The sequence below is a fragment of the Qipengyuania sp. HL-TH1 genome, from assembly GCF_036365825.1.
Lineage (GTDB): Bacteria > Pseudomonadota > Alphaproteobacteria > Sphingomonadales > Sphingomonadaceae > Qipengyuania > Qipengyuania profunda.
Map to the genome: position 1 here is coordinate 623,429 of NZ_CP142675.1, position 25,345 is coordinate 648,773.

At 65.1% G+C, this 25,345-nt stretch carries 24 protein-coding genes and 1 tRNA gene; 11 read left to right on the forward strand and 14 right to left on the reverse strand.

The genetic code is table 11. The annotated features are described in order from the left end of the window. Positions 1-32: 32 nt before the first annotated feature. Positions 33-1,583, forward strand: a complete 1,551-nt coding sequence (locus VWN43_RS03590; protein ID WP_330768113.1) for a fatty acid--CoA ligase — start codon at positions 33-35, stop codon at positions 1,581-1,583. After that, a complete protein-coding gene (locus VWN43_RS03595; protein ID WP_320180630.1) occupies positions 1,580-2,173 on the forward strand; it encodes a DUF938 domain-containing protein in 594 nt (197 codons plus the stop codon). Before VWN43_RS03590 ends, VWN43_RS03595 begins: the two co-directional genes overlap by 4 nt. A gap of 34 nt (positions 2,174-2,207) precedes the next feature. Here VWN43_RS03595 and VWN43_RS03600 read toward each other — a convergent pair whose 3' ends face one another. Then, positions 2,208-2,774, reverse strand: coding sequence for a hypothetical protein (locus VWN43_RS03600; RefSeq protein WP_320180629.1), 567 nt, complete (start codon positions 2,772-2,774; stop codon positions 2,208-2,210). Positions 2,775-3,028: 254 nt separating this feature from the next. Between VWN43_RS03600 and VWN43_RS03605 the strand changes: the two genes are divergently transcribed. Further along, positions 3,029-3,529 (forward strand): hypothetical protein, encoded by a 501-nt coding sequence (locus VWN43_RS03605; protein ID WP_320180628.1) that lies wholly within the window; start codon positions 3,029-3,031, stop codon positions 3,527-3,529. Positions 3,530-3,590: 61 nt separating this feature from the next. Here the strand turns inward: VWN43_RS03605 and VWN43_RS03610 are convergent, their stop codons facing one another. After that, on the reverse strand, positions 3,591-3,719 hold the full coding sequence (locus VWN43_RS03610) for a hypothetical protein (RefSeq protein WP_263606348.1): 129 nt from the start codon (positions 3,717-3,719) through the stop codon (positions 3,591-3,593). A gap of 53 nt (positions 3,720-3,772) precedes the next feature. After that, a complete protein-coding gene (locus VWN43_RS03615; protein ID WP_320180627.1) occupies positions 3,773-4,693 on the reverse strand; it encodes a DMT family transporter in 921 nt (306 codons plus the stop codon). Positions 4,694-4,775: 82 nt separating this feature from the next. On the opposite strand from VWN43_RS03615, the gene VWN43_RS03620 reads away from it, so the two are divergent. Then, the gene (locus VWN43_RS03620) at positions 4,776-5,006 is read left to right on the forward strand and encodes a hypothetical protein (RefSeq protein WP_253517605.1); all 231 of its coding nucleotides are present in this window, start codon (positions 4,776-4,778) and stop codon (positions 5,004-5,006) included. Here the strand turns inward: VWN43_RS03620 and VWN43_RS03625 are convergent. After that, positions 4,993-5,148 (reverse strand): hypothetical protein, encoded by a 156-nt coding sequence (locus tag VWN43_RS03625; protein WP_253517602.1) that lies wholly within the window; start codon positions 5,146-5,148, stop codon positions 4,993-4,995. The genes VWN43_RS03620 and VWN43_RS03625 overlap by 14 nt on opposite strands. A 125-nt stretch (positions 5,149-5,273) precedes the next feature. After that, entirely contained in the window at positions 5,274-6,797 is a 1,524-nt protein-coding gene (locus VWN43_RS03630) for a TadA family conjugal transfer-associated ATPase (protein ID WP_320180626.1), read from the reverse strand. 260 nt (positions 6,798-7,057) lie between these two features. Between VWN43_RS03630 and glmS the strand changes: the two genes are divergently transcribed. After that, positions 7,058-8,881, forward strand: coding sequence for a glutamine--fructose-6-phosphate transaminase (isomerizing) (gene glmS / locus VWN43_RS03635; protein ID WP_320180625.1), 1,824 nt, complete (start codon positions 7,058-7,060; stop codon positions 8,879-8,881). A gap of 89 nt (positions 8,882-8,970) precedes the next feature. After that, positions 8,971-11,337, forward strand: a complete 2,367-nt coding sequence (locus tag VWN43_RS03640) for a putative bifunctional diguanylate cyclase/phosphodiesterase (protein ID WP_320180624.1) — start codon at positions 8,971-8,973, stop codon at positions 11,335-11,337. On the opposite strand, the gene purQ is transcribed toward VWN43_RS03640, so the two are convergent. Further along, complete coding sequence (gene purQ, locus VWN43_RS03645; RefSeq protein ID WP_320180623.1) at positions 11,338-12,015, reverse strand: phosphoribosylformylglycinamidine synthase subunit PurQ; 678 nt, start codon at positions 12,013-12,015, stop codon at positions 11,338-11,340. Next, positions 12,015-12,248 carry a phosphoribosylformylglycinamidine synthase subunit PurS gene (purS, locus tag VWN43_RS03650; RefSeq protein WP_320180622.1) on the reverse strand — a complete coding sequence of 78 codons (234 nt, stop codon included), beginning with the start codon at positions 12,246-12,248 and terminating at the stop codon, positions 12,015-12,017. Before purS ends, purQ begins: the two co-directional genes overlap by 1 nt. 266 nt (positions 12,249-12,514) lie before the next feature. Between purS and VWN43_RS03655 the strand changes: the two genes are divergently transcribed. After that, positions 12,515-14,773 carry a TonB-dependent receptor gene (locus VWN43_RS03655; protein WP_320180621.1) on the forward strand — a complete coding sequence of 753 codons (2,259 nt, stop codon included), beginning with the start codon at positions 12,515-12,517 and terminating at the stop codon, positions 14,771-14,773. Here the strand turns inward: VWN43_RS03655 and purC are convergent. Next, a complete protein-coding gene (gene purC, locus VWN43_RS03660; protein WP_320180620.1) occupies positions 14,770-15,681 on the reverse strand; it encodes a phosphoribosylaminoimidazolesuccinocarboxamide synthase in 912 nt (303 codons plus the stop codon). The genes VWN43_RS03655 and purC overlap by 4 nt on opposite strands. 149 nt (positions 15,682-15,830) lie before the next feature. Between purC and VWN43_RS03665 the strand changes: the two genes are divergently transcribed. From VWN43_RS03665 to VWN43_RS03675, 3 genes are read left to right on the forward strand one after another with little or no spacing between them, the layout of a single operon-like run. Next, complete coding sequence (locus VWN43_RS03665; RefSeq protein ID WP_320180619.1) at positions 15,831-16,976, forward strand: 8-amino-7-oxononanoate synthase; 1,146 nt, start codon at positions 15,831-15,833, stop codon at positions 16,974-16,976. Continuing rightward, positions 16,973-17,593 carry a dethiobiotin synthase gene (bioD, locus tag VWN43_RS03670; RefSeq protein ID WP_320180618.1) on the forward strand — a complete coding sequence of 207 codons (621 nt, stop codon included), beginning with the start codon at positions 16,973-16,975 and terminating at the stop codon, positions 17,591-17,593. The genes VWN43_RS03665 and bioD overlap by 4 nt, the downstream gene beginning before the upstream one ends. Next, on the forward strand, positions 17,590-18,846 hold the full coding sequence (locus VWN43_RS03675) for an adenosylmethionine--8-amino-7-oxononanoate transaminase (RefSeq protein WP_320180617.1): 1,257 nt from the start codon (positions 17,590-17,592) through the stop codon (positions 18,844-18,846). Before bioD ends, VWN43_RS03675 begins: the two co-directional genes overlap by 4 nt. Here the strand turns inward: VWN43_RS03675 and VWN43_RS03680 are convergent. From VWN43_RS03680 to infA, 6 genes are all read right to left on the reverse strand, one after another. Beyond that, positions 18,843-20,165 carry a cation:proton antiporter gene (locus tag VWN43_RS03680; protein WP_320180616.1) on the reverse strand — a complete coding sequence of 441 codons (1,323 nt, stop codon included), beginning with the start codon at positions 20,163-20,165 and terminating at the stop codon, positions 18,843-18,845. The genes VWN43_RS03675 and VWN43_RS03680 overlap by 4 nt on opposite strands. A 50-nt stretch (positions 20,166-20,215) precedes the next feature. Further along, positions 20,216-20,290: transfer RNA gene (locus VWN43_RS03685), tRNA-Phe, on the reverse strand. Between the two features lie 88 nt (positions 20,291-20,378). Further along, a complete protein-coding gene (gene yacG / locus VWN43_RS03690) occupies positions 20,379-20,567 on the reverse strand; it encodes a DNA gyrase inhibitor YacG (RefSeq protein WP_253517537.1) in 189 nt (62 codons plus the stop codon). Next, on the reverse strand, positions 20,557-21,555 hold the full coding sequence (locus tag VWN43_RS03695) for a ribonuclease E/G (protein WP_320180615.1): 999 nt from the start codon (positions 21,553-21,555) through the stop codon (positions 20,557-20,559). Before VWN43_RS03695 ends, yacG begins: the two co-directional genes overlap by 11 nt. Continuing rightward, positions 21,548-22,123, reverse strand: a complete 576-nt coding sequence (locus VWN43_RS03700) for a Maf family protein (protein ID WP_320180614.1) — start codon at positions 22,121-22,123, stop codon at positions 21,548-21,550. Before VWN43_RS03700 ends, VWN43_RS03695 begins: the two co-directional genes overlap by 8 nt. 6 nt (positions 22,124-22,129) lie before the next feature. Continuing rightward, entirely contained in the window at positions 22,130-22,375 is a 246-nt protein-coding gene (gene infA, locus VWN43_RS03705) for a translation initiation factor IF-1 (protein ID WP_047806247.1), read from the reverse strand. A gap of 224 nt (positions 22,376-22,599) precedes the next feature. Between infA and VWN43_RS03710 the strand changes: the two genes are divergently transcribed. After that, positions 22,600-25,341 carry a TonB-dependent receptor gene (locus tag VWN43_RS03710; RefSeq protein ID WP_320180613.1) on the forward strand — a complete coding sequence of 914 codons (2,742 nt, stop codon included), beginning with the start codon at positions 22,600-22,602 and terminating at the stop codon, positions 25,339-25,341. The last annotated feature ends 4 nt before the right edge of the window (positions 25,342-25,345 follow it).

A 25,345-nucleotide genomic window follows, 5' to 3' on the forward strand; every position in this document is an offset into this window, starting at 1 on the left:
CCTCCAACTGCTGAAAACAGCGGAGAGGATATATGGCAGATACCGAAAAGCTCACTTTCGATGAGCTCATCACGCATTGGGCGCAGGAAAAGCCCGATCAGGTCGCGCTCGAACAGGATGGCGCTGCGCTGACCTTCGCCGAGCTGGAGGACCGCTCGCGCCGGATCGTGGCGATGCTCGCCGCGCACGGGGTGGGCAAGGGCGACCGGATCGCCTGGCTCGGCAAGAACGCGCGGCACTATTTCGAACTGTTCTATTCCGCCGCGCGCATCGGGGTGGTCATGGTGCCGATCGGCTGGCGTCTCGCCGCGCCCGAAATCGCCTATATCCTCGGCGATACGGGCGCGAAGCTGGTGTTCATCGACGAAGGGTTCGGCGAACTTGCCGCCAAGGCCTGCGGCGAACTGGATACACCCCCCGAGATTATCGACACGCCGACCGCCCAGCGCGAAATCGCCGCCGCACCGGCCGATGCATTCGACGGCGCGGGACCCGACGATCCGGTCCTCCAGCTCTACACTTCGGGCACCACGGGCAATCCCAAGGGCGCGGTGCTGACCAATGCCAACCTCTTCTCGCTGCGCCAGCCCGCCGAAGCGGCGGCACAGCCATGGTCGAGCTGGGACGAGGACGAGGCGATCCTGATCTGCATGCCCTGCGCGCATATCGGCGGGACCGGGCTTGGCATCATGGCGATCGCGGCGGGCATCCGCGGCATCGTCCAGTCCGAGTTTACGCCCGATGGCGTGCTCGACGGCTTCGAACAGGGGATCACCCGGCTGTTCATCGTGCCCGCCGCGCTGCAAATGGTGGTCCAGCACCCGCGCGCGAAGGACACCGATATGTCGGCGGTCAAATATGTCATGTATGGCGCCGCGCCGATCCCGCTCGACCTGCTGCGCGAGGCGGTCCAGACCATTCCCGGCGCGGGCTTCCTGCAATGCTACGGCATGACCGAGACGACCGGCACCATTGCCATGCTCCCGCCCGAGGATCACGCGCTCGACGGCAACCAGCGCATGCGCAGTGCGGGCAAGGCCGTACCGGGTGCCGAGCTCAAGGTGGTCGGCGAAGACGGCGCCGAACTTCCGCGCGGCGAGGTGGGTGAACTGATCTGCAAGAGTCCGTCGAACATGCAGGGCTATTGGAACCTGCCCGATGCCACCCGCGGCGCGCTGAAGGACGGCTGGATGCACACGGGCGACGCCGCCTATATGGACGAGGATGGCTACGTCTATATCCAGGACCGCATCAAGGACATGATCATCTCGGGCGGCGAGAACGTCTATCCCGCGCAGGTCGAAAGCGCGATCTACGGCCACCCGGCAGTGGGCGAGGTCGCGGTGATCGGCGTACCCGACGATACCTGGGGCGAAGCGGTCAAGGCCTGCGTCGTGGCCAAGCCGGGCAGCGAAGTGGATGCCGAGGATATCATCACCTTCACTCGCGAGCGGCTGGCAGGCTTCAAGGTCCCCAAGACGGTCGATGTCATTCCCGAAATGCCGCGCAACGCCAGCGGCAAGATCCTGCGCCGCGAATTGCGCGCCCCCTATTGGGAAGGGCGCGACAGGCAGGTCAATTGAAGCGCCACGCACCCGCCACCGCGCGCAATTCGGAGCCATTGGCCGGGGTGCTGGCGGAGGAATTGCCCGCGAGCGGGCTGGTGCTCGAAATCGCCAGCGGGAGCGGCGAACACGCGGCGTTCCTCGCGCGGCGCTTTCCCGCGCTGGGCTGGCAACCGAGCGATCACGATGCGGAGGCACTGGCCTCGGTCGATGCCTGGGCGGCCGAAGGCGGCTGCGCAAACCTGCACCCTGCAATCGCACTCGATGCCGCGCAGGCCGACTGGCCGATCACGGCGGCGGATGCGGTGCTGTGCGTGAACATGGTGCATATCAGCCCATGGGACGCGGCGGTCGGGCTGTTTGCGGGGGCAGGGCGGATATTGGCCAGCGGCGCACCACTGGTGCTTTACGGCCCCTTCATCGAACCCGATCTGGAGACCGCGCCGTCGAACCTGGCGTTCGACCAGTCGCTCAAACAGCGCAACTCCGAATGGGGTCTGCGCAATACCGCCGATCTCGACCGGCTTGCCGCAGACCACGGCCTGCGCCGAACTGCGCGCCACGCGATGCCTGCCAACAATCTGGCGCTGGTCTACCGGCGAGGCTAAGGGGGAATGCCGGCTAACGACCCGAAACCGGACATCATGCAGCGCGTGCGCGTAGGCTAGTCTCAAGTGTCCTCACTAGCTGAAATCCGGGGTAATTCAGCTTTGTGTATTTATGTCTGTAGTAGGCATTCCAGTAACTGGCCACGCGCTGCTTAGTCAGTTCCCAATAGTCACAATTTTCGGAGATAAATGAGATCATCGCGTCAACATTTGACGGAGTGGTCGCACCTGCGATGTCCTCGATGATCTCGACGACATACTCACCGATCAGGGTTACCACAAAGGGTGCAGACCATGGCTGCACCGCGGGTAGAAGTGATCGCAAAGCACGCTGCCGGTCAAAGCCGTTGGAACTCTGAGTTTGGAGACAGGCGGCCATTTGCGCGATGCGGCCGTCGTTCGAGGATGCGCTTTGGGCCTCGCTATATCGCAGCCGTCGCGGCACGAGTATTTTCTCTCCGCCAACTAGAAGGCTCACTTGCTTGGCCCATTGTCGTGGATCAAGAAGGCCATGGACCACCTTTCCGGCTTCGACCGCGTTTGTCCTCATCGACATGGGGAAGGCGTCTGCAAGCTGGCTGACGTCAATTTCAGTGAGCATCTGAGGGTGGTTCATAGCCTCGTTTGTCTAGCTTTCGCGATTTCCGCTTTCCACCCCAAAGCAGAACTCATGCCATTCGAGCCCGACTCTGGCAGCGGCGGGAACCGTGAAACATGATCCGCGCCGAACCACGCACTACCCGCGAACCGTCTGATGCGGGCTTGTCGCAGGCGGCGCGATTGTCTTCTGCTCAGCGCGAGCACACTTGCGCCGCCACGCCTCGCCGATAGGGTGTCGCATGAGGGAGACGCCTCATGACCGCCCTATCCATTCGTGAACTCGCCAGCCGCCACTGGTTCTATCTGCTGCTGCCCGTGTGGCTTGCCGCCTCCTGGTCCTTGCGCGGTGCGCCTATGTGGAACCAGCAACCGAAGCTGGGCGAAGCGATTGTCCTGTTCGACTGGTGCATCTTCATGCCGGTGCTGTTCGCGGTCTGTTATCGCGACATGCCGCGCCGGGCGCTCGCGCTGCGCATGCTTGCGCTGTTTTGCGGCGGTATCTGGCTGGCGGGCCAGATCGTCCCGCCCGAAGCGCAGGACCTGCTGGGATTCGGCGCGGGTCTGCGCTGGGTCGGGCTCATCGTACTGCTATTGTTCGAAGCCGCCGCGATCATGGCCATGTTGCGGATCGTCTTTGGCGCAGCGCCGAGCGCTGCCGCCCTCGAGCGGCAAGGCATCCCGCCGGTGATCGCCCGGCTGATGGTGCTCGAGGCCCGCTTCTGGCGCTGGGTGTGGAAACGCCTGACGGGGAAATAGCCCGCATACGAAAACGCCCGCCGGTGAGGGCGGGCGTCTCGCTGTCAACTGTTGGCTCTACTCAGGTCGCGTCGTCGACCGTGTTGGCGGCGGATTGCAGGTCGTCGCCCGCGCCGCGCACGGTGTTGCAGGCGGCGGCGGTCAGCGTCATCGTGGTGATGCCGAGGGCGAGCAGGATTTTCTTGATCATTATCGTTTCCTTCCCAAAGGGCTCCCATCGCGGGGTGCGAAAGATTCAACGGATCATGCTTCCTTCGGTTCCATCAATGCCCTGCGCGCCAGGCCGAGCCGGTGTTCGCGCCAGGCGATCAGCAATCCGGCCCCCACCACCAGCGGCGCGCCGAACCAGAAGGACGCGGGCGGGAGACTGGTGAAGACCAGCCAGCCGAACAGCGTCGCCCAGATCAGCCCCGAATAATCCATCACGATGACATTCGCGACCGCGCCGTAGCGCAGCGCCGCGGTCAGCAGCACCTGCCCCAGCAGCCCGATGACCCCGCAGGCCAGCAGCAGCAGCCACTCCTCGGGCGCATGCGCCTTGCCGACGATGGGCATTGCCAGCGCGAGGACCGGGACCGAGAAGAGCGAGAAATAGAATACGATAGTGAAGGGGTGCTCAGTTCGCCCCAGATCGCGCAACTGGACCGAGATCAGCGCGATCATCAGCGCGGCGCCGAGCGCGATCGCCGCGCCCAGCAGCGGCAGTTCGCCGCTCCAGGGCTGCGCGATCAGCACGACGCCGGCAAAGCCCATCGCCACCGCGCTCCAGCGCCATACGCCCGTCGGCTCGCGCAGGATCAGCGCGGACAGCAGTACCGCGAAGATCGCCGAGCTGTAATTGAGGGTGGTCGCGACCGCGAGCGGCAGCAGGGTCGCCGCGCCGAAATTCATCGCCATGCCGACGAGGCCGAAGCCCGAGCGGCGCAGGTGCGATCCGGTGCGGCGCGTGGCGAGCACATCGAGCCGGCCGCGCAGCGCGAACCAGGCGAACAGGATCGGGATCGTCGGCAATTGCCGCCAGAACATGATTTCGGCGAGATGGATGCCCTTGTCGCTGGCCAGCTTGACGCAGGCGAGCAGCGCGGCGAGCACGAAAGCGGCGGCAAGACGCAGCCCCAGCGCGAGCAGGGGCCGATGGTGGGGATGATCGCTTTCGGGCTGCATCGCACGGGGCGGTTAGCCCAGCCATGGCGGTGTGCAAACGGGAGATTGCAGGCGGTGCATGGTCTGCCCATATGGCCGCGTAATGGAAGAACCCGATTTCCTGCTGTTCGCAAGCGATGCCGAACTCGCCGCCTATTGGGCCGCGGCCTTCCTGGTGGCGGCGCTGTTCTGTCTTGCGATGGAGCGGCGCAGAATGAAGCGGACGGTGCTCAACCGCGTCGGCTGGATGCCGTGGACGGGGCTGTTCCTGACCTTTGCGGTGTTTGCCGGCGGCCTGCTGGCAGCGTCGATCCCCGCGATTATCCAGGGATAGCGTGCTCGGCCTTGGGGCTGCGCGCGCGCATTTCGGTGAAGCTCTGCATGTACAGCGCCTCGAAATGCCGTTCGCGCGCGAGATCGCGCAGCGTGTCCCGCTTCGGCTTGCGGTGGCCCAGAAAGAGAAGCTTGTTCAACATGGCGTGTTCCTACCCTTAAAGCGGGTATACGCCGGTCGGACGGTACGTGATTGTAAGAAGTCGCCTTTGTGCGGCGTGTTCTTACAATTCCGCGGGTTTAGATCGCCTGCACCAGAGGGCGCGCGTCAGAGACACGCTTCCAGATACGCCTGGTCGAAGCCGAACTGGCGCGCCTTTTCGAGCGTGTAGGGACGCAGGCCCGACGAGCGGTATTCGCCCATGATCTTGCCGTCTTCGCCCTCGTCCAGATATTCGAACTTGAACAGTTCCTGCGTCACGATCACGTCGCCTTCCATCCCGATCACTTCGGTGATGTTGGTCGTCCGGCGCGAACCGTCGCGCAGGCGCTTGACCTGGACGATGATATCGACGCTTTCCGCGATCTGGCGGCTGATGGCTTCCTTGGGGATCTTGATGTCGCCCATCAGGATCATGTTTTCCATACGGCCAAGGCATTCGCGCGGGCTATTGGCGTGAAGCGTACACATCGAACCATCATGGCCCGTATTCATCGCGGCGAGCAGGTCGAAACATTCCGCGCCGCGAATTTCGCCCAGGATGATGCGGTCGGGACGCATACGCAGCGCGTTCTTGACGAGGTCGCCGATGGTGATCGCACCCTGTCCTTCGAGGTTGGGCGGGCGGGTTTCGAGCGGCAGCCAGTGTGGCTGCTGCAGACGCAATTCGGCCGCATCCTCGATCGTCAGCACGCGCTCGCCCGGGTCGATCATTTTCGACAGGGCGTTGAGCATGGTCGTCTTACCCGAACCGGTACCGCCCGAAATGACCACGTTCATCCGGCAGGCGCCGGCGATCTTGAGCGCGGTACACATCTTGTCGCTCATCGAACCGAAGTCCTTGAGCATGTCGAGCGTGATCGGCTTTTCGGAGAATTTACGAATCGAGATCGCGGTCCCGCGCAGCGACAGCGGCGGGACGATGACGTTGACACGGCTGCCGTCCTTGAGACGGGCGTCGGCCAGCGGCGTGGTCTGGTCGACGCGGCGGCCGACCTGATTGACGATGCGCTGGGCGATCTGGAAGAGGTGCGTCTCGTCGCGGAATTTGATCGGCGCGATGATCAGCTTGCCCTTTTTTTCGATATAGGTCTGGTCGGGGCCGTTGACCATGATGTCCGAGACGTCGGGATCGTTGAGCAATTCCTCGAGCGGACCGAAGCCGAGCAATTCGTCGACGAGGACCTTTTCGAGCGCGAATTGCTCGCGGCGGTTCAGCGTGACCTTCAGTTCGGCCAGCACTTCCATGATGATCGGACGGAATTCTTCCGACAGCTCATCCTTGGACAATGTGGCCGCGGCTTCGGGATCGACGCGTTCGAGCAGGCGCGGCAGCACCTGTTCCTTGATCTTGTGGACGCTGGCTTCGAACCCGCCGACTTCGCTCTGGCCCGAATGTGTGGAATTCATCCGCTCTTCGAGCCGCGACATCGCGTCGCCGGTGCTGTTGGACCCGGCGGAAGGTACGTCGTTTTCAGGCAGCGGGGGGAACTGGTCTCCGCCATCGTCCCGGTCGGGCTTTGATGGCGAAGGGGTGGGCGAGCCGCCCCGCATGGGTTTGGCCACACCAAATTGCGGACGGGCACCGGCGCCCATACCTGCCGGCCCGTTTTTCCGTCCGAATGCGCTCATTCCGGTAACCCCCGAAGAAACTCTTGATTCGCCCAGCGGAACCTTGCGCTTATGCGCCCAAGTCCGCCTCTAGAAGCGTGGTGAATAATTTGGAAACCTTGATTATTCCCTAATAGGGGGTGACGCGTAAGCACGTCCCGCGCGCGCGGCGATCCACGATGTTGAAGGCGAGCCGCGCGCACCCATTCTGCCGGACCGATTGATTGCCCGTCAGGAACCGCTAAGTCTCGCGCCACACAGCCAATCGGAGAATACGGCGCATGTGCGGAATTATCGGTATTGTCGGGGCAGAACCCGTGGCGGAACGGCTGGTCGATGGCCTGCGCCGGATGGAATACCGCGGCTATGACAGCGCCGGGATCTGCACGCTCGACCAGGGCGAACTGATCCGTCGGCGCGCCGAGGGCAAGCTCAACAATCTGGTGGTCGAACTGGCGGACAATCCCGCCCCCGGCGACACCGGAATCGCGCATACGCGCTGGGCCACGCACGGCGCGCCGACCGCGCAGAATGCGCATCCGCATGCGACCGGGCAGGTGGCGCTGGTGCACAATGGGATCATCGAGAATTATAAGGAGCTGCGTGCCGAACTGCGTGCCGATGGCCGCACGCTCGAAAGCGATACCGATAGCGAAGTGGTCGCGCATCTGGTGTCGCGGCTGGTCGAAACGGGCAGCAGTCCGCAGGAAGCCGTCGCCACGGTGTTGCCGCGCCTGCGCGGGGCCTTTGCGCTGGCGATCGCCTTCCGCGACCATCCCGATCTGCTGATCGGCGCCCGCCGCGGCTCGCCGCTGGTCGTCGGCTATGGCGATGGCGAGACCTATATCGGGTCGGACGCGCTGGCGCTGGCCCCGCTGACGCAACAGATCAGCTATCTCGAAGAAGGCGACTGGGTGGTCGTGTCGCGCGATGGCGCCGCTATCTATGACGCGGAGAACCAGGCGGTCGAGCGCGAGGTGCGCAGTTCGGGTGCCTCGGCCGCGGCGGTCGAGAAGGGCAATTACCGCCACTTCATGCAGAAGGAGATTTTCGAGCAGCCGACCGTGGTCGCGCAGACGCTCGGCTCCTACCTGCGCCAGTCGGACAATTCGGTCGCATTGCCGCAGTTCGATTTCGACATTTCCAGCGTCAGGCGCATCACCATCGTTGCCTGCGGCACGTCCTTCTATGCCGGCATGGTGGCAAAATACTGGTTCGAACGCTTCGCCCGCGTGCCGGTCGATATCGATGTGGCATCGGAGTTTCGCTATCGCGAGCCGGTGCTGGAGGAAGGCGGACTGGCACTGTTCATTTCGCAGAGCGGCGAAACCGCCGATACGCTCGCCGCGCTGCGTCATTGCAAGCAAAACGGCCAGACGATCGGCGTGATCGTCAACGTGCCGACCAGCTCGATGGCGCGCGAGGCGGACCTGCTGCTGCCGACGCATGCCGGGCCCGAGATCGGCGTCGCCTCGACCAAGGCCTTCAGCTGCCAGCTTGCCGTACTCGCTGCGCTGGCCGCGCATATGGCGGTGAAGAAGGGGCTGATGAGCCGCGCCGAGGAGCAGGAGGTGGTCGCGCATCTGCTCGAAGCGCCTGCCGCGCTCAACGCCGCGCTCGACCATGATGACGATATCGCCAGCATGGCGCATCTGATCGCCCCGGCGCGCGACGTTCTTTATATGGGCCGGGGGCCTGATTATGCGCTCGCGCTCGAAGGGGCGCTGAAGCTGAAGGAGATCAGCTATATCCACGCCGAGGGCTATGCCAGCGGGGAAATGAAGCATGGCCCCATTGCGCTGATCGACGACGATGTTCCGGTGATCGTGCTCGCGCCTTCAGGTCCGCTGTTCGAAAAGACCGTGTCGAATATGGAAGAGGTGCGTGCGCGTGGCGGACAGATCGTGCTGATCTCCGATGCCGAGGGTTTGGAAGCTGCCGGCGAGGGCTGTCTCGCGACGATCGAGATGCCGCGCGTCCATCCGCTGATCGCACCTTTGGTTTACGCGATACCGGTGCAATTGCTCGCTTATCACGTGGCTTGCGTCAAAGGCACCGATGTCGATCAGCCGCGAAATCTGGCGAAATCTGTTACTGTGGAGTAACTTAGGGCCGGTTTGACCGTTTTTTCCTGCCTCAACTGTTTGGTCCGTCTTTTACCAGAGGATAAGGTTTTGCGGTTAATCGTCCCCGGGTGAGCGAGCCGGTAAACCCCCAACAAACCAGTGCACCTGCGCTGTCGACTCGGCAGGTCATCGGGCTTGAAGCGCCCGAGGGCTCCGATTGGGGCGTGGTTCACGGCCAGCAATATGCCTTGCTGCAGGAACGGGTGAAGGTCCGTATCGGCCTGCATCTGACAAGCTTCCTGCTCGTTGCGGTGACGCTCTATGGTTCGCTTCCGACAGTCGTGCTCGGGTTGTGGGGGCTTGCGCTGCTTGTTGCGGTGGGCTTCGCCTCCCGCTCCGACCTCGGGCTGGGCGATGCCGACAATCGCTTTATCGAACTCGCAGAGATGAAATCCCATGCGATGGCCACGGGCACCAAGGGTGCGGTGTGGTCGGCGGGCATGCTTGCCTGCGCCTGGCTTGCGGATCCGGCATCGGTCGTGCTCGTCTGGGCCGTCGTTGCCATGCTTGTCGTGGCGAGCAGCGCGAGCCGCTTCGGCGCGCCGCTCAGCTCGATTGCCTTTACGCTGGCCGCCGGAGCAGGCGGGTTCGCAGCCAGCCTGATCACCGCCCAGTACGGACTTGCCGTCGTCGTGCTCATGACCACGCTGCTGGCGATCTTCGGCGTTATCGAAAGCGCCCGTATCCGCGTGGCTGCGCGGCTCGCCGAATCGGCGATGCAGGAGAAGAGCGAAGTCGTCTCCATGCTGCTGCGCGAATTCGAGGAAGGCCAGGCCGATTGGTTGTGGCAGATCGATCCGCGTCGCCGCCTCAAATCGGTCTCGCCGCGTTTCGCCTTTTCGCTGGGCAAGCAGCCCAGCGAGATCGAGGGGGAATCCTTCCTCCAGCTGATTTCGGGCGACGGCTGGAAAACCGGCCGCTTCCCGCCGAGCCTGCACGAGCTGGCCGATAAGCTGAAGCGAAAGAAGAATTTCTCCAACCTCGTGGTCAGGGTCTCGATCGACGGCCAGGACCGCTGGTGGGAGCTGTCGGGCACACCGATCGTCGACGAAATGGGAACCTATCAGGGGTTCCGCGGGGTCGGCTCCGATGTCACCGAGCAGCGCGAATCCTCGGAGAAGATCGAATATCTTGCGCGCTACGACACGCTGACCCAGCTGCCCAACCGCCGCATGCTCAACGAGGCGCTGGGCGAGGCGCTCAAATATGCTGCCGAATGGCGCTCGCGCTGTGCGTTTCTCATGATCGACCTCGACCGGTTCAAGGCAATCAACGATTCGCTTGGACACCTGGTCGGCGACCGGATGCTTGGCGAAGTCGCCGCGCGGCTGAAAAGCCTGGTCGTCGAAGGCGAGGTCGTAGGCCGCCTGGGCGGCGACGAATTCGCAGTGGTCATCCGCGACATTGCCAACCGCGAACGCATGGACACGCTGGCGCGTGACATCATCCAGCGGCTTTCCGAACCCTATCACATCGAAAACCAGGTGCTCTATGTCGGTGCCAGCGTCGGTTCGGCGCTGGGTCCGCGCGACGGGCGCACGGTCGAGGAATTGCTCCGCAACGCCGATCTCGCGCTGTATCGTGCGAAGGGCGAAGGCGGCGGCATGCACCGCGAATACGAACCCTCGCTCCACGCCAATGCCGAAGAGAAACGCCAGCTCGAACATTCGCTGCGCAATGCGCTCGAACGCGACGAGATGCTGCTGCACTACCAGCCGGTGGTGGACGCCACGACCGAAGAGATCGTCAGCTTCGAAGCGCTGATCCGCTGGGACAGCGCCGATCACGGCTTCGTCAGCCCGGGCAAGTTCATCCCGCTGGCGGAAGATACCCGCCTGATCGTGCCGATCGGCACCTGGGTGATGCAAGAGGCCTGCCGCGAGGCAGCCGACAACTGGCCGACCAACATCAAGGTCAACGTCAATGTCTCGCCCGAACAGCTGCTCGAAACCGATTTCTCCGCCACGGTCGTGCGCGCGCTGTCGGATAGCGGGCTCGATCCCAAGCGGCTCGAGATCGAGGTGACCGAAAGCATTTTCCTGCGCGATGCCAGCGTGGCGCGTAACGCGCTCGAAGAGTGCATGGCACTGGGATGCTCGGTCGCGCTCGACGATTTCGGGACCGGCTATTCCTCGCTCGGCTACCTGCGCAAGCTCAAGTTCTCGACCATCAAGGTCGATCGCACCTTTGTGCAGGGTGCCGCGCAGCAGAGCCCCGAATCGATCGCGATCATCCGCGCTGTCGTCGCCATGGCCGACAGCCTCGGCATGACCACGACCGCCGAAGGCGTCGAGAACGAGGAAGAAGCGGAGATGATCCGCAGCATGGGCTGCACCAAGATCCAGGGCTTCCACTTCGGTCGCCCGATGCCGCGCGACGACGTTGCGGGCGTCTTTACCCGCCGGGCAGCGGAGCAGCGGCTCAAAAGCGCCTGATCAGGCTTCGGCCAGCGCTTTCAGGGCATTTTCGAACAGCGCCAGGCCGTCGGTCCCGCCATGCGCCGGATCGACCGCGCGTTCGGGGTGCGGCATCATGCCGAGCACATTGCCCGCGGCATTGAGCACTCCGGCGATGTCGCGGCGCGAACCGTTGCAATTCTCGACATAGCGGAACGCCACGCGGCCTTCGCCCTCGATCCGGTCGAGCGTATCTTCGTCGGCGAAGTAATTGCCGTCGTGATGCGCGACCGGGATATGGATCGTCTGGCCCTGGTCGTAGCCGCCGGTGAACAGTGATTGGTTGTTCTCGACCGTCAGCGGGACGGTGCGGCAGATGAAGTTCTGGCTGGCATTGCGCATCAGCGCACCGGGCAGGAGGCCGGCTTCGGTGAGCACCTGGAAGCCGTTGCACACGCCCAGCACGGGCACGCCGCGTTCGGCCTGCTGCTTGACGCCGCGCATGACCGGGCTGTTCGCCGCCATCGCGCCCGACCGCAGGTAATCGCCATAGGAGAAGCCGCCGGGCAGGGCGATGAAATCGAGCCGCTCGGGCAGTTCGGCATCGGCATGCCAGACCCGCAGCGGGGCAGTGCCCGTAACCCGCTCGATTGCCACCGCCATGTCGCGGTCGCAATTGGAACCGGGGAAGGTGATGACGGCGGCGCGGAAAGCCATCAGCCGACCTTCTCGATGCGGTAGTTTTCGATCACCGTATTGGCGAGCAGCTTCTCGCACATATCGGTCAGCGCCGCGTCGCTCGTGCCATCGGCCACTTCGAGTTCGATCAGCCGGCCCACGCGAACATCGGCAACCCCGTCGAAACCAAGCCCTTCGAGGGCATGGTGGACGGCGCGGCCCTGCGGATCGAGGACGCCGGGCTTGAGCGAAACATGGACGCGGATCTTCATCGAGCAGGCCTTTCGTGTTGGCGCGCCTATGGCGCAGCACCCGCGTGCATTCAAGCCCGCGCGCATGCACAGCGGGGAAGGTTGCAAGGGTGGCATATGCGCGACGGATTGTAGCGCGATTGCAACATTTGCAATCAATCTGTCGCAACCCTGAGCGTCGCGCGCCAATTTACCGCGCAACCTGCTATCGGATGCGCACGGCGATCGTGCCGCTTCCCTCCAAATGCCCGCCCCCCATGTGCGCGCTCAAGCAGGAATTCCCCTACATGACCATTCGATCCACCGCTGCCCGTTTTCTCGGCGCCAGCACGCTCGCCTTCGCGGCGTTCGCTGCGCAACCCGCCCTCGCGCAGGATGTCGACGCCGACAGCTCCGGCACCGCAGAAGCCGGCGCGGGCCAGCTCAACACGATTATCGTGACCGCCAACCGGCGCGAGGAAAACCTGCAGGATGTCGCGGTTTCGGCAGCGACGCTCGATGCCAGCACCGTGCGCACGATCTTCGATGCGGGCGCTGAAATCACCGCGCTGGCCGCGCGCGTGCCGGGTCTGTTCATCGAAAGCTCGAACGGCCGCGCCGCACCGCGCTTCTACATCCGCGGGCTCGGCAATACCGATTTCGATCTCGCCGCATCGCAGCCGGTCTCGGTGGTGATGGACGATGTCGTGATGGAAAACGTCACGCTCAAGTCCTTCCCGATCTTCGACGTTGAGCGCATCGAAGTGCTGCGCGGGCCGCAGGGCACGCTGTTCGGCCGCAATACGCCCGCCGGCATCGTCAAGATCGACACGGTCAAGCCCGGTGACGAATTCGCGGTTGACGGTTCGGTCAGCTACGGCAGCTTCAACAGCATCTCGGCCGATGGCGGCGTGACGCTGCCGCTCGCACCCGGGGTGGTGTCGCTGCGCCTTTCGGGCCTGTGGCAGCAGCGCGACAATTGGGTCGACAACGGCTTCACCGGTGAAGAGGACGCCTATGGCGCCTACAGCGAAGTCGCCGGCCGTGCGCAGCTGCTGATCACCCCCGGCGATCGCCTCTCGATCCTCGGCAGCTACTCGATCCGCGACCTCGACGGCCAGTCGACGCTGTTCCGCGCCAATATCCTCGGCCCGGGCGACAACGAGCTGAACGACAATTACGACCGCGACACCGTGTTCTACGACGCCGGCGGGCGTAACGAAGCCGCCTACAAGGCCGAGATCGCGAGTGCCAAGGTCGATTACGAAGCCGATTTCGCGACCTTCACTAGCATCACCAGCTGGGCCAACAGCGAAGGCCGCAGCCGCGGCGATATCGACGGTGGATGGATCGTTCGCGATGAAAATGGCGATGTGATCGAGACCGGTCCCGGTTTCATCCCGTTTGAATCGGATACGCAGGATTCGATCGATCTCGAGCAGTTCACGCAGGAAGTCCGCATCGCCTCGAATTCGAACGGCCCGGTGCAATGGCAGGTCGGCGGCTTCTACTTCGACAGCGATTTCGACGTCACCACCATCGGCTTCCCGTTCCCGCCGCCGGTCACCGTCAACCACACCAATGAAAGCTGGGCGGTATTCGGCCAGGTGACGGGTGAAATCACCCCTGCGCTCAAGCTGACCGGCGGCCTGCGCTATACCGAGGACGAGAAGCAGTTCGCGGTGACGCAGACCTCCTTCATCTCGGGTCCGGATGCGCAGGAGCGCAGCGTCAAGGACGAGCGGATCAGCTGGGACCTTGCCGCATTCTACGATGTCGGCACCGACGCCAGCGTCTATGCCCGCGTAGCGAGCGGTTTCCGCGCGCCGACCATCCAGGGCCGCGACGTCGCCTTCGGTTCGGCACCGTCGATCGCGACCTCGGAAAAGATCATGAGCTACGAGGCCGGGTTCAAGTCCGAATTCGCGGGCCGCAGCGTGCGTCTGAACGGCGCGGTCTATTACTACACGATCGACGATCCGCAGTTCACTGCGGTGGGCGGCGCGGGCAACCTCGTGCAGCTGGTCAATGCCGAGGAAGGCCGCGGCTACGGTTTCGAACTCGACAGCGCCTTCCAGATCACGCCCGACTTCCTCGTCACTGCAGGCGTCAGCTGGAACAAGACCGAGATCCAGGACGACACGCTGGCTGTGGGCATCTGTGCGCAGTGCACCGTGACCGACCCGACCGTGGTCCTGTCGGGCAACACGCGCGCGCTGGTGGACGGCAACCCGTTCCCCAATGCGCCCGAATGGATCGCCGACATCACCGCGCGCTACGGCGTTCCGGTGGGCAATGCGGGTGAGATCTTCGCCTTCACCGACTGGGCCTACCAGGGCAAGACCAACCTGTTCATCTACGAAAGCGCCGAATTCAACACCAACAACCAGATCGAAGGCGGGCTGCGCGTCGGCTATGCCAAGCTCGACGGCACGTTCGAAGTCGCCGCTTTCGTGCGCAACATCCTCGATGCCGACAATGTGAAGGGCGGCATCGACTTCAACAACAACACCGCCTTCGTCAACGATCCGCGCGTGTTCGGTATCTCGGCCCGCGTCAGCTACTAAGCGCGCGGACGACCGACCAAGAAAAGGGCCGGGGGAGCGATCCCTCCGGCCCTTTTTCTATGCCTACGCTGCGCCGCGGGCTTGCGCCGGACGCGGCCGACCGCGTTACTTCTTCGGCTTGGAGGAGTCCGCAGCCGCCCGCGATGCGCGTTCATGTCGAGCACTTCGCCCGGGCCGCTGTCTTCGTTCTGCAGCAGGCCGAGACGCCGCGCGACTTCCTGATAGGCTTCGCTTTCGCCGCCGAGGTCGCGGCGGAAGCGGTCCTTGTCGAGCTTTTCGCCGGTGTTGATGTCCCACAGGCGGCAGCCGTCGGGGCTGATCTCGTCGGCCAGGATCACCCGGCTGAAATCGCCATCCCAGATACGGCCGAATTCGAGCTTGAAGTCGATCAGGCGGATATCGATCGCGCTGAACATGCCCGAGAGGAAGTCGTTGATGCGGATCGCCATGCTCGACATGTCCTGCAGCTCTTCATGGCTGCACCAGTTAAAGCAGGCGATTTCCTCTTCGGAGACCTTGGGGTCGCCCAGCGCATCGTCCTTGAGGCAATATTCGATCAGTGTGTGCGGCAGCAGCTCGCCTTCCTCGATCCCGAGGCGCTTGCTCAGCGTACCCGCAGCGACATTGCGCACCACCACTTCGAGCGGGATGATTTCCACCTGGCGCACCAGCTGTTCGCGCATGTTGAGGCGGCGGATGAAATGCGTGGGAATGCCGATGTGCGACAACCGCGTGAACACATATTCGCTGATGCGATTGTTGATCACGCCCTTGCCGTTGATCGTGCCCTTCTTCTCGGCGTTGAACGCGGTCGCATCATCCTTGAAATACTGGATGATCGTGCCCGGTTCGGGACCTTCGTAGAGGATCTTGGCCTTGCCTTCGTAGATCTGGCGCCGACGAGCCATGAATATGCATTCCTTCACGCTAGAAAAGCCTGCGCCCCGGCGACGGAATCGACTGGCGATTGCGACTGCCGGGGCGTTTAGCGAGCCATACAGAAGCCGATTGACGAAAGCAATTGCAGGCACGCGGCGCGGTGGTTAGCGCGCGCGGCATGGATACGGGGCGCACCACCAACACTCCGCTTGCCGCGCAGGTCGATGATCTGGCGGGTCTGGCGCACGCGGCGCGGCTGCGCAGCCTTTCGCTTCCCGGCGGCACCGATTTCTCGTCGAACGATTACCTCGCGCTGGCGGGCAGCGGGAGGCTCAAGAACGCCGTGATGGACGCGCTCGAGCGCGGCGTCCCAGTCGGTTCGGGCGGTTCGCGGCTGCTACGCGGTAACCACCCCGAACACGAAGCGCTGGAGGCGGAGGCCGCGCGCTTCTTCGGCTGCGAAAGCGCGCTGTTCCTTGCCAATGGCTACGGCGCCAACAGCGTCCTGCTGTCGGCACTGCCCCAACGCGGCGATGCGATCTTCTACGACGCGCTGGTCCATGCCAGCGCGCACGAAGGGATGCGTCTGTCGCGGGCCGAATGCATTGCCGTGCCGCACAATGATGTCGGCGCCTTTGCCGAAGCGCTCGCGCACTGGCGGGCCGGCAATGCCGCGGGCCAGGCTTGGATTGCGGTCGAAACGCTCTACAGCATGGACGGCGACCGCGCGCCGATTGCCGAATTGGCCGACCTGGCTGACCGCCATGGCGCGGTGCTGCTGGCCGACGATGCGCATGCCACCGGCGTGTTCGGCAATGGCGGCCGGGGGCTGGCAGCGGATATCGACGGGCGCGATAACGCGATCGTGCTGCGCACCTGCGGCAAGGCCCTGGGCGGCGAAGGGGCGCTGCTGTGTGGGCCGCGCGTAATGCGTGACCATGTCATCAACCGCGGGCGGGGCTTCATCTTCTCCACCGCGCCATCGCCCCTGATGGCTGCCTGCGTGCGCGAGGCGCTGAGGATCGTGGAGGAGGAGCCCGGACGGCGTGAAGCGCTGCACGATCTGGTCGGCTATGCGGGCTGCAAACTCGCGCCCTTCGGCGTCAGCGCCAGCGGATCGCAGATTATGCCGCTGGTGCTGGGTGACGAAGCACGCACCATGCAGATTGCCGGCGCGCTGCGCAGCGCGGGCTTCGATATCCGCGGCATTCGCCCGCCCACCGTGCCTGCGGGCAGCAGCCGCCTGCGCATCTCGCTCACTCTCAATAGCGGCCGGGCACAGATCGATGCGCTGGCCGGCACGCTTTCGGAGATTCTCGCATGAGTGCATTCACTGTCACCGGAACCGATACCGACGTCGGCAAGACCGTCTTCGCTGCCGCGCTCACTGGCGCGCTCGATGCGCACTACTGGAAGCCAGTGCAGGCGGGGCTGGAAGAAGGCGGCGACCGGGCGCAGGTGGCGAAGCTTGCGGGATTGCCCGAAACCCGCGTGCTGCCCGAGGCCTATCGCCTGGCGACGCCCTGTTCGCCGCACCGCGCCGCCGAGATCGACGGGGTCGCCATCGATCCCGACCGGCTGGCGCTCCCCGCGCAGCGTCCGCTAGTGGTCGAGGGGGCCGGCGGCGCACTGGTCCCGCTCGGTGGGGACTTGCTCTACGCCGACATGTTCGCGCGCTGGGGCCTGCCTGCGATCGTGGTGGCGCGCACCGCGCTGGGCACGATCAACCATTCGCTGCTGACGATCGAAGCGCTGCGCGCGCGCGGGGTGGCAATCCACGGCGTGGCCTTCGTCGGCGACGCGGTGGAGGACAGCGAAGCGACGATCTGCCGGCTCGGCGCCGTGAAGCGGCTGGGCCGGCTGCCGCTGCTCTGCTCGCTCGACGCGGCGTCGCTCGCCCAGGCCTTTACCGACAATTTCGACCTGGCGGATTTCACATGACCCATTCCCCGGTATGGCATCCCTTCACGCAGCACGGGCTGGGCGATCCGGTTCCGCTGGTCACGCATGCCGAGGGCGCCGTGCTGCATACCGAGGACGGCCGCCGCGTGGTGGACGCGATCTCGAGCTGGTGGGTGACCACGCATGGCCATTGCCACCCGCGGATCATGGCGGCGATCGCCGACCAGGCGCAGCGGCTCGACCAGATGATCTTCGCCGGCTGGACGCACCAACCGGCAGAGGATCTCGCGCGTGAATTGTGCCGGATCCTGCCCGAAGAGCTGACCCGCGTGTTCTTTTCCGACAGCGGTTCGACTGCAGTCGAGGTCGCGCTGAAGATGGCGCTCGGCTTCTGGACGCACCGCGGGGAGAACCGCAGCAGGATCGTGGTGATGGAGCATTCCTATCACGGCGATACGATCGGCGCGATGTCGGTGGGCGCGCGCGGGGTATTCAACGCCGCCTATGCACCGATGCTGTTCGATGTCGGACGCGTGCCTTTTCCCGGCAATGATCCGCAGCCCACCTACGATGCGCTCGAAGCCGAATGCGCGGGCGGGGCGGCGGCGTTCATCGTCGAACCGCTGGTGCTGGGGGCGGGCGGCATGCTGATGTATCCGCCCGCAGTGCTGGCCGAGATGCGCGCGATCTGCGCCCGGCACGGCACGCTGTTCATCGCCGACGAGGTGATGACCGCCTGGGGCCGTACCGGCACGCTGACCGCCTGCGAACAGGCCGATGTCGTGCCCGACATCATGTGCCTGTCCAAGGGGCTCACCGGCGGGGCGATGCCGCTAGCGGTGACCATGGCGAGCGAACCGATCTGGGATGCGCATTATTCGACCGACCGCACGCGCACTTTCTACCATTCGTCGAGCTATACCGCGAACCCGGTGGCCTGCACGGCGGCCAATGCCAATCTCGCGATCTGGCGCGAGGAACCGGTGCCTGAGCGGATCGCGGCGCTGGCAGCGAAGCAGCAGGCGCATCTCGATACGCTCGCGGAGCACGCCATGGTGCGCAACGCGCGGCGCTGCGGGACGATTGCCGCGCTGGAACTGGGCGAGCCGGGCGGGAGCTATCTGTCCGACCTCGGGCCGAAGCTGCTGCGCCGGTTCCGCGAAGCAGACCTGCTGCTGCGGCCGCTTGGCAACACCGTCTATGTCATGCCGCCCTATTGTATCGATGAAGCCGATCTCGCCCGGGTCTGGGCAGAAATCGCCGCCGCGGCGGACGATGTGGCCGCGTCCTAGGGCGGAGGCGGCGGGCCTGCTGCGGCGGCGGTATCGTCTTCGACCGCGGGGGCGTGGTCGCGTTTCAGCTTCTCGATCAACCGCCCCAGCGTGGCGCGCTGGACAAGGACGCTGAACAGCACCGCGGCGAAGGTCGCGGCGAGGATCAGATCGCGCGTCTCGCCCGCGGGCAGCGACAGCGCCAGCGCGATCGAAATGCCGCCGCGCAGCCCGCCCCACCACAGCACGCGGCCTGCGCCCTTGTCCTGCAGCCGTGCAGCGGGGATCGCCTTGGTCGAGACAAAGATACCGACCCCGCGCGCGGCCAGCGTCAGCGGGATCGCGGCCAGCGCCAGCACTAACTCGTCAAAGCCCGCGACCAGCACGATCATTTCCAGCCCGATCAGCAGGAACAGCACCGAATTGAGCAATTCGTCGACCAGCTCCCAGAATTTGACGAGATAATCGCGCGTCACGTCGCTCATCGCATAGGTAACGCCGTGGTTGCCGATCAGCAGGCCGGCCACCGCCATCGCCAGCGGACCCGAGAGCGTCAGGTAATTGCATAGCGCATAGCCGCCCATGACCACTGCCAGCGTGACCAGCACCTCGAGCGTGTATTCGTCCATCCCCGCCAGCGCGCGGTAGCCGACATAGCCCGCGACGAGCCCGATCAGGATGCCGCCGCCCGCCTCGATCGCGAACAGCCGTGCGCCCTCGGCGAAGGAAAAGTCATTCCCGCTCACTGCCGCGCCGAGCAGGATGATGAACACCACGATGCCGACGCCGTCATTGAACAGGCTTTCGCCCGCCACCGCGCTCTGCAGCGATTGCGGGACCTTCTCCTCGCGCAGCACGCCGAGCACCGAAACCGGGTCGGTCGGGGCGATCAGCGCGCCGAAGACGAAATACCAGATCGGCGCGATCCCCAGCGCGAGCACCATGCCCACGCCCCACATGGCGAGCCCGACGAGCACGGTCGAAATCATCACGCCGACGGTGGAGAGCAGCAGCACCGGCAGCCACGCGACCTTGAGGCGGTCGAGATCGACATGCAGCGCGCCGGCAAACAGCAGGAAGCTGAGCATGCCCTGCAGCAGCGTCTCGGTGAAATTCATCTGCTGCAGCGTGTCGGCGACCCAGTCGTCGAGCGTCACGCCGGGAATGAAGGCATCGGCCACTGTCAGCCCGATTGCCCCCAGCGCGCCCATAACGGTCAGCCCGATGACATGCGGCAGCTTGAGGAAATGATGGTTGAACCAGCCAAGCAGCGCCGAAGCGACGACAAGGATTGCGGCGATGTCGAAAGCGGAGAGCGCGGTGCTGGCAGTATCATGCATCCCGGCTGACTAGCGCGGGCGGCGAAGCAGGGGAAGCCATCGCAGCGAAGTGGTGCCCAGGGGCGGATTCGAACCACCGACACGACGATTTTCAGTCGTCTGCTCTACCCCTGAGCTACCCGGGCACACTGCTTCGGCGGAGGGGCTTGAACAGCCCCGCGAGCAATGAGAGCGCGCCTATGGCGAAGCTGGCCCGCCTTGGCAAGGGGGTAATTAGTCGTCCTGCCCCTTGGTGACTTCCGCCGCGATTTCCTCGGGCAGGGCGGGGCGCGCCGGCACCGCATAGCCATCGCCGAACCATTGCGCGAGGTCGCGGTCGCGGCAGCGGGTCGAACAGAACGGCGTGTGCTCCTCGCTGCGCGGCTTGCGGCAGATCGGGCAGGGGCGGGGCTTACTCGTCATGCGGCACGATCTGGGCGGTGGCGGCCTCGATCGCAAGCCCGGGATCGGTCTCTATCCGCAAAGGGCGCGCGGTGCGGCGTTCGAGTTCGGCGATCCATTCGGGCTTGAGCCTGGCCTTGAGCGCCGGGTGGATGGCCAGCAGCGTCACGCCCGGCCCGTCGACCAACTCCGCGCGGCGCAGCGCCATGCGCGCCGCAGCACCCACGCGCGCAGAGGCGAAGCGGTGGAGCAGCGAGGGCCCCGTCAGCCGCGCGACGATATGGACGAAGCCGAAGCCGTTCATTGCGGTGCGTTCATGCGGCCAGCCCGCCAGCGCGGCGTCGAGCGCGGTATCGACCGCCTTGCGGTCGGCTTTGGCGGCCAGCGTGGGAAAATCGATCCCGATCGAACCGCCGAGGTCGAACAGGCGCAGCCAGCGCGCAATCGCGGGGATCGCGGCAAGCGCGAGGTCGCGCGGCGCCAGATCGCCATCGATATCGATCAGCGTCATCGCGGGTGTCACGCTGAACAGCAGTGCGCCGCCTGTGAACGCGACCTCGCCCGCGGCGGCGGCATGCCAGATCTCGTCCCACTCGCCCCCGGGCAGGCGGCGGACCGCAACGCCCAGCACGAAGACATTGTCGCGCGGCGGCGGTGCGTCGGCCTCGCTCTCGATAACGCGGCCCTGCGCGCGCTTGAAGCGCCCGCGCTCGGCAATCGCGGCGCGGGTTATGCGCAGGGTCAGCGCGCTGCCCTCGGTCGCCCGGGGCGGAATGCGGTCGATGAGGATTTCGGTGCCATTCGCCATCCGCGCGAGCCCGCGTGCACCCCCGGCGGGCTTGGACACCAGTTGCGCGAGCGCGGTGCTGTCGACCGGGAGGTCGCCCGACCAGTGCAATTTTGCGGCGACCACCTCTTCGCCGTGGACCAGCAGCGCGCGGCTTTCGCCGATCCCGTGTTCGACCAGCCATTCGGGCCCGTCGCTGCCAGGCCCCCCGCTGTCAGACAATCTGGAACCCTGCGGATTTGAGCAGCGCGCGCGTTTCGTAGAGCGGCAGTCCGACAACCCCCGAATGGCTGCCCTGGATGCGCGAGATCAGCCCCTCGGCGAGGCCCTGGATGGCATAGCCCCCGGCCTTGCCCTCCCATTCGCCGCTGGCGAGATAGGCGTCGATCTCCTCGGCGGAGAGACGCTTGAACAGGACCATGGTCTCGCACAGCCGTTCGCGCATATGGCCATCGGGCGCGCGCAGCGCGATTGCCGAGAGCACACGGTGGCGGCGGCCCGAAAGCAGTTCGAGGCATTTCCGCGCGGTCACTTCGTCCTCAGCCTTGGGCAGGATGCGGCGTCCAGCGGCGACCACCGTATCGCCGGCAAGCACGAAGCCGTCGTCCGATGCGGCGGCCTGCGCCTTCTCGCGCGCCATGCGGATGGCATAGTCGCGCGGGCGTTCGCCGGCAGCGGGCGTTTCGTCGATATCGGCGGGATTGATCGCAGCCGGCTCCAGCCCGAGGCGCGCGATCAATTCGCGCCTGCGGGGGCTGGCCGATGCGAGGATGAGTGTGGGCTGGCCCACCGGCGCTTACTGCGGGCCGGGGCCGCCGCGACCGGGCATAAAGCGGTAGGTGATCCGCGCCTTGGTCAGATCGTAAGGCGTGAGTTCGCACAGGACTTCGTCGCCCACCAGCACGCGGATGCGGTTCTTGCGCATCTTGCCGGCGGTGTGACCAAGCACTTCATGGCCGTTCTCGAGCTCGACGCGGAACATCGCATTGGGCAGCAGTTCAACCACCTTGCCGCGCATTTCGAGAAGTTCTTCTTTCGCCATGTAGGTCTTCGTATCCGTTCGATTGTGCAATATGAGCGGCGGCCTTTAGCGGTGACGGGGGGAAAAGGGAAGCCTCGCTGCATCCAAGTGCCATCGACGGAACGTATATCCTATTCGTTCAGCGACAAACCGATACGGAAACCCCGCTTGCCTGTCGGCATTCATCGTCGCAATAGCCTGCCACACGGGGGCGGTTGGATAATTTAAGACGGAAGGCCCTGCGCTTGAAATCCCTATCATTTGTCGCAACTTCGCTCCTCGCACTCGGCTGGGCCTCGGCTGTCCACGCCCAGGATAGCGGCCAGGCGGCCGAGCCTGCGCCCGAGGTCAATGAAGACGTGCTGTCCGCACCCGGGACGATCGTCGTCACCGGCGCGCGCATCCGCGGCCAGTTGATCGTCGACCAGCCGCCCGTAGCCGAATACGACAGCGAGGATATCGCGGCGTTCGGCGGCAGCTCGATCGCCGATATCATCGCCGCGATCGAACCCGCGACGGGCAGCGCCCGCGGTGGGCGTGGCAGCGGCCGACCGGTATTCCTGATCAACGGCATCCGCGTGTCCAGCTTCCGCGAATTCCGTTCCTATCCGCCCGAAAGCATCGCCAAGATCGAGGTTTTCGCCGAGGAAGTGGCGCAGCGCTTCGGCTATTCGCCCGACCAGCGCGTGGTCAATATCGTGCTGCAGGAAAGCTATTCCTCGATCACTGCGGAAGTCGAGGCCGAGGCCCCCGCGCGCGGCGGCTATTGGCGCAACGAGCAGGAGATCGGCTACCTCTCGATCAATGACGGCGCGCGGATCAACCTCAATCTCGAGGTCGAAGACGTCAGCCTGCTGACCGAGGACGAGCGCGATCTGGTGACCGCTTCGTCGATCCTCGGTGTCGCCGACGAAGCCCCGTTCCGCAGCCTCGTCTCGGACAGCTACGGCGTCGAGGCGACCGCGAACTATGCCAAGGCCTTCATCGACAACGGTTCCTCGATCAGCCTCAACCTGACTGGCTCGCGCGAGGAAAGCCTCGGCCTGTCGGGCCTGCGCCAGGTCGATGGCGTGCTCGAACCGATCGAACGGCGCAACCGCACCGATACGCTGTCCACTGCGGCCAGCTACACCCAGCCGGTCGGCGACTTCCAGCTGACCGCTACCTTCGATGGCGGCCGCACCAAGACGCGCAGCGAAGTCGATCGCAGTACTGCTGCGGGCTACGATATTTCGCGCTCGACCACGTGGAACGCGACCAATCTGGTGACGCTCCGCGGCATCGCGGTCGAAATTCCGGCGGGCGAGATCGCGACCACCTTCGATGTCGGTTACGACTGGCAGCGGATCGAGAGCGACGACACGCGCACCGCTTTCGATACGCAGCTGACGCGCGGCGATCTGTCGGGCGGCGTCAATATCGTCGTCCCGCTAACCAGCCGCCGTACCGGCTTCCTCGATGCCGTTGGCGACATCTCGGTTTCCGGGCAGGCGGGCATCAACCATCTGTCGGACTTCGGCACGCTGCAGGACTGGAGCCTGGGCGTGAACTGGTCGCCATTCGAAAACCTCAACCTGCAGGCGACGCGGATATGGCGCGAAGTCGCCCCCGGGCTGAGCGCGCTGGGCTCGCCGCGGATCGACGAGGCTAATGTCTCGGTGTTCGATTTCGCCACCGGGCAGGATGTGCTGGTCACGGTGATCACCGGCGGCAATCCCAATCTGCGTGCCGAAACGCAGTCCGACTGGAAATTCGGCGCGAACTGGGAATTGCCCTTCTGGGAAGGCACGCGGTTGCAGGCGGATTATGCGATCAACCGCTCGCGCGATGTCACGCTGTCCTCGCCGGCTTTCACCTCGGCCTTCGAACAGGCCTTCCCCGATCGCGTGACGCGCAATGGGGCGGGTGAATTGCTGGCGATCGACCGTAGTCCGGTGACGCTGTACGAAACGCGCAGCCGTACGCTCAGCTTCGGTCTGTCGACGCGCGGCAGCTTCGGCGGTTCGGATAGCGGCGAAAGCAGCCGTGGCGGTCCGCCGGCGGCTGGCCGCAATGCTGGGCGCCCCGGTGGCGGCGGAGGCGGTTCGCGCTTCGATCCTGCGGCCTTTGCCGCGATGCGCGAGAAACTGTGCGCCGCACCCACTTCCGGCACACCCGACCTGGCGCAGCTGCCCGAGGGGATGCGGGCCCGCCTGCTCGACGAGAATGGCGAGCCCGATCCGGCGCGCGTCGAGATGCTCCGCCAGCGGCTGTGCAGCGCCGAGGGCGAGGCCGATATCGGCCGCTTCGCCGAGCTGCGCACCGCGCTGTGCTCCGAACCGCCGCAGCTCGACCAGCTGCCGCCGCAGATGCTCGAACGGCTGCGCGGCGAAGATGGCGAGATCGATCCCGAGCGGCTCAAGGCCTTCCGCGAGCGCACGTGTGCCGCCGATGGCGCGGGTGGTTCGCCGCAGGGCGAAAGCCAGCAGCGCGGCGGCGGGATGAACCCCTTCGCCCGGCGTGGCGGCTCGGGCGGGCGCTATTTCGTCAACCTCAACCACACCATCGCGCTCGAAAACGAAGTGACGCTGGCGGCTGGCGGGCCGGTGTTCGACCAGCTCGACGGCTTCGTGCTGGGTAGCGGCGCGATCCCCGAGCACACGTCGCGGCTCGAAGCCGGGATGTTCATCGATGGGTATGGCGTGCGCCTGTCGAGCAATTACCTCGGGCAAGCAGAGCTGCGCGGTAGCGGCCTGCCCGGATCGAGCGATCTGTTCTTCGGCGACCTGGTGACCTTCGACCTGCGCCTGTTCGCCGATCTCGGGGAAATCCTCGAACGCGACGAGGGCTTCCTCAAGGGCTTCCGCGTCGCTTTCGTGCTCGACAATGTGTTCGACGGGCAGCGCCGCGTGGTCGATGCCAGCGGGCTTGTCCCCGAAGCCTACGACCCGCGCCGGATCGACCCGGTCGGGCGCTATATCGGCGTCGATCTGCGCAAGATGTTCTAGCGGC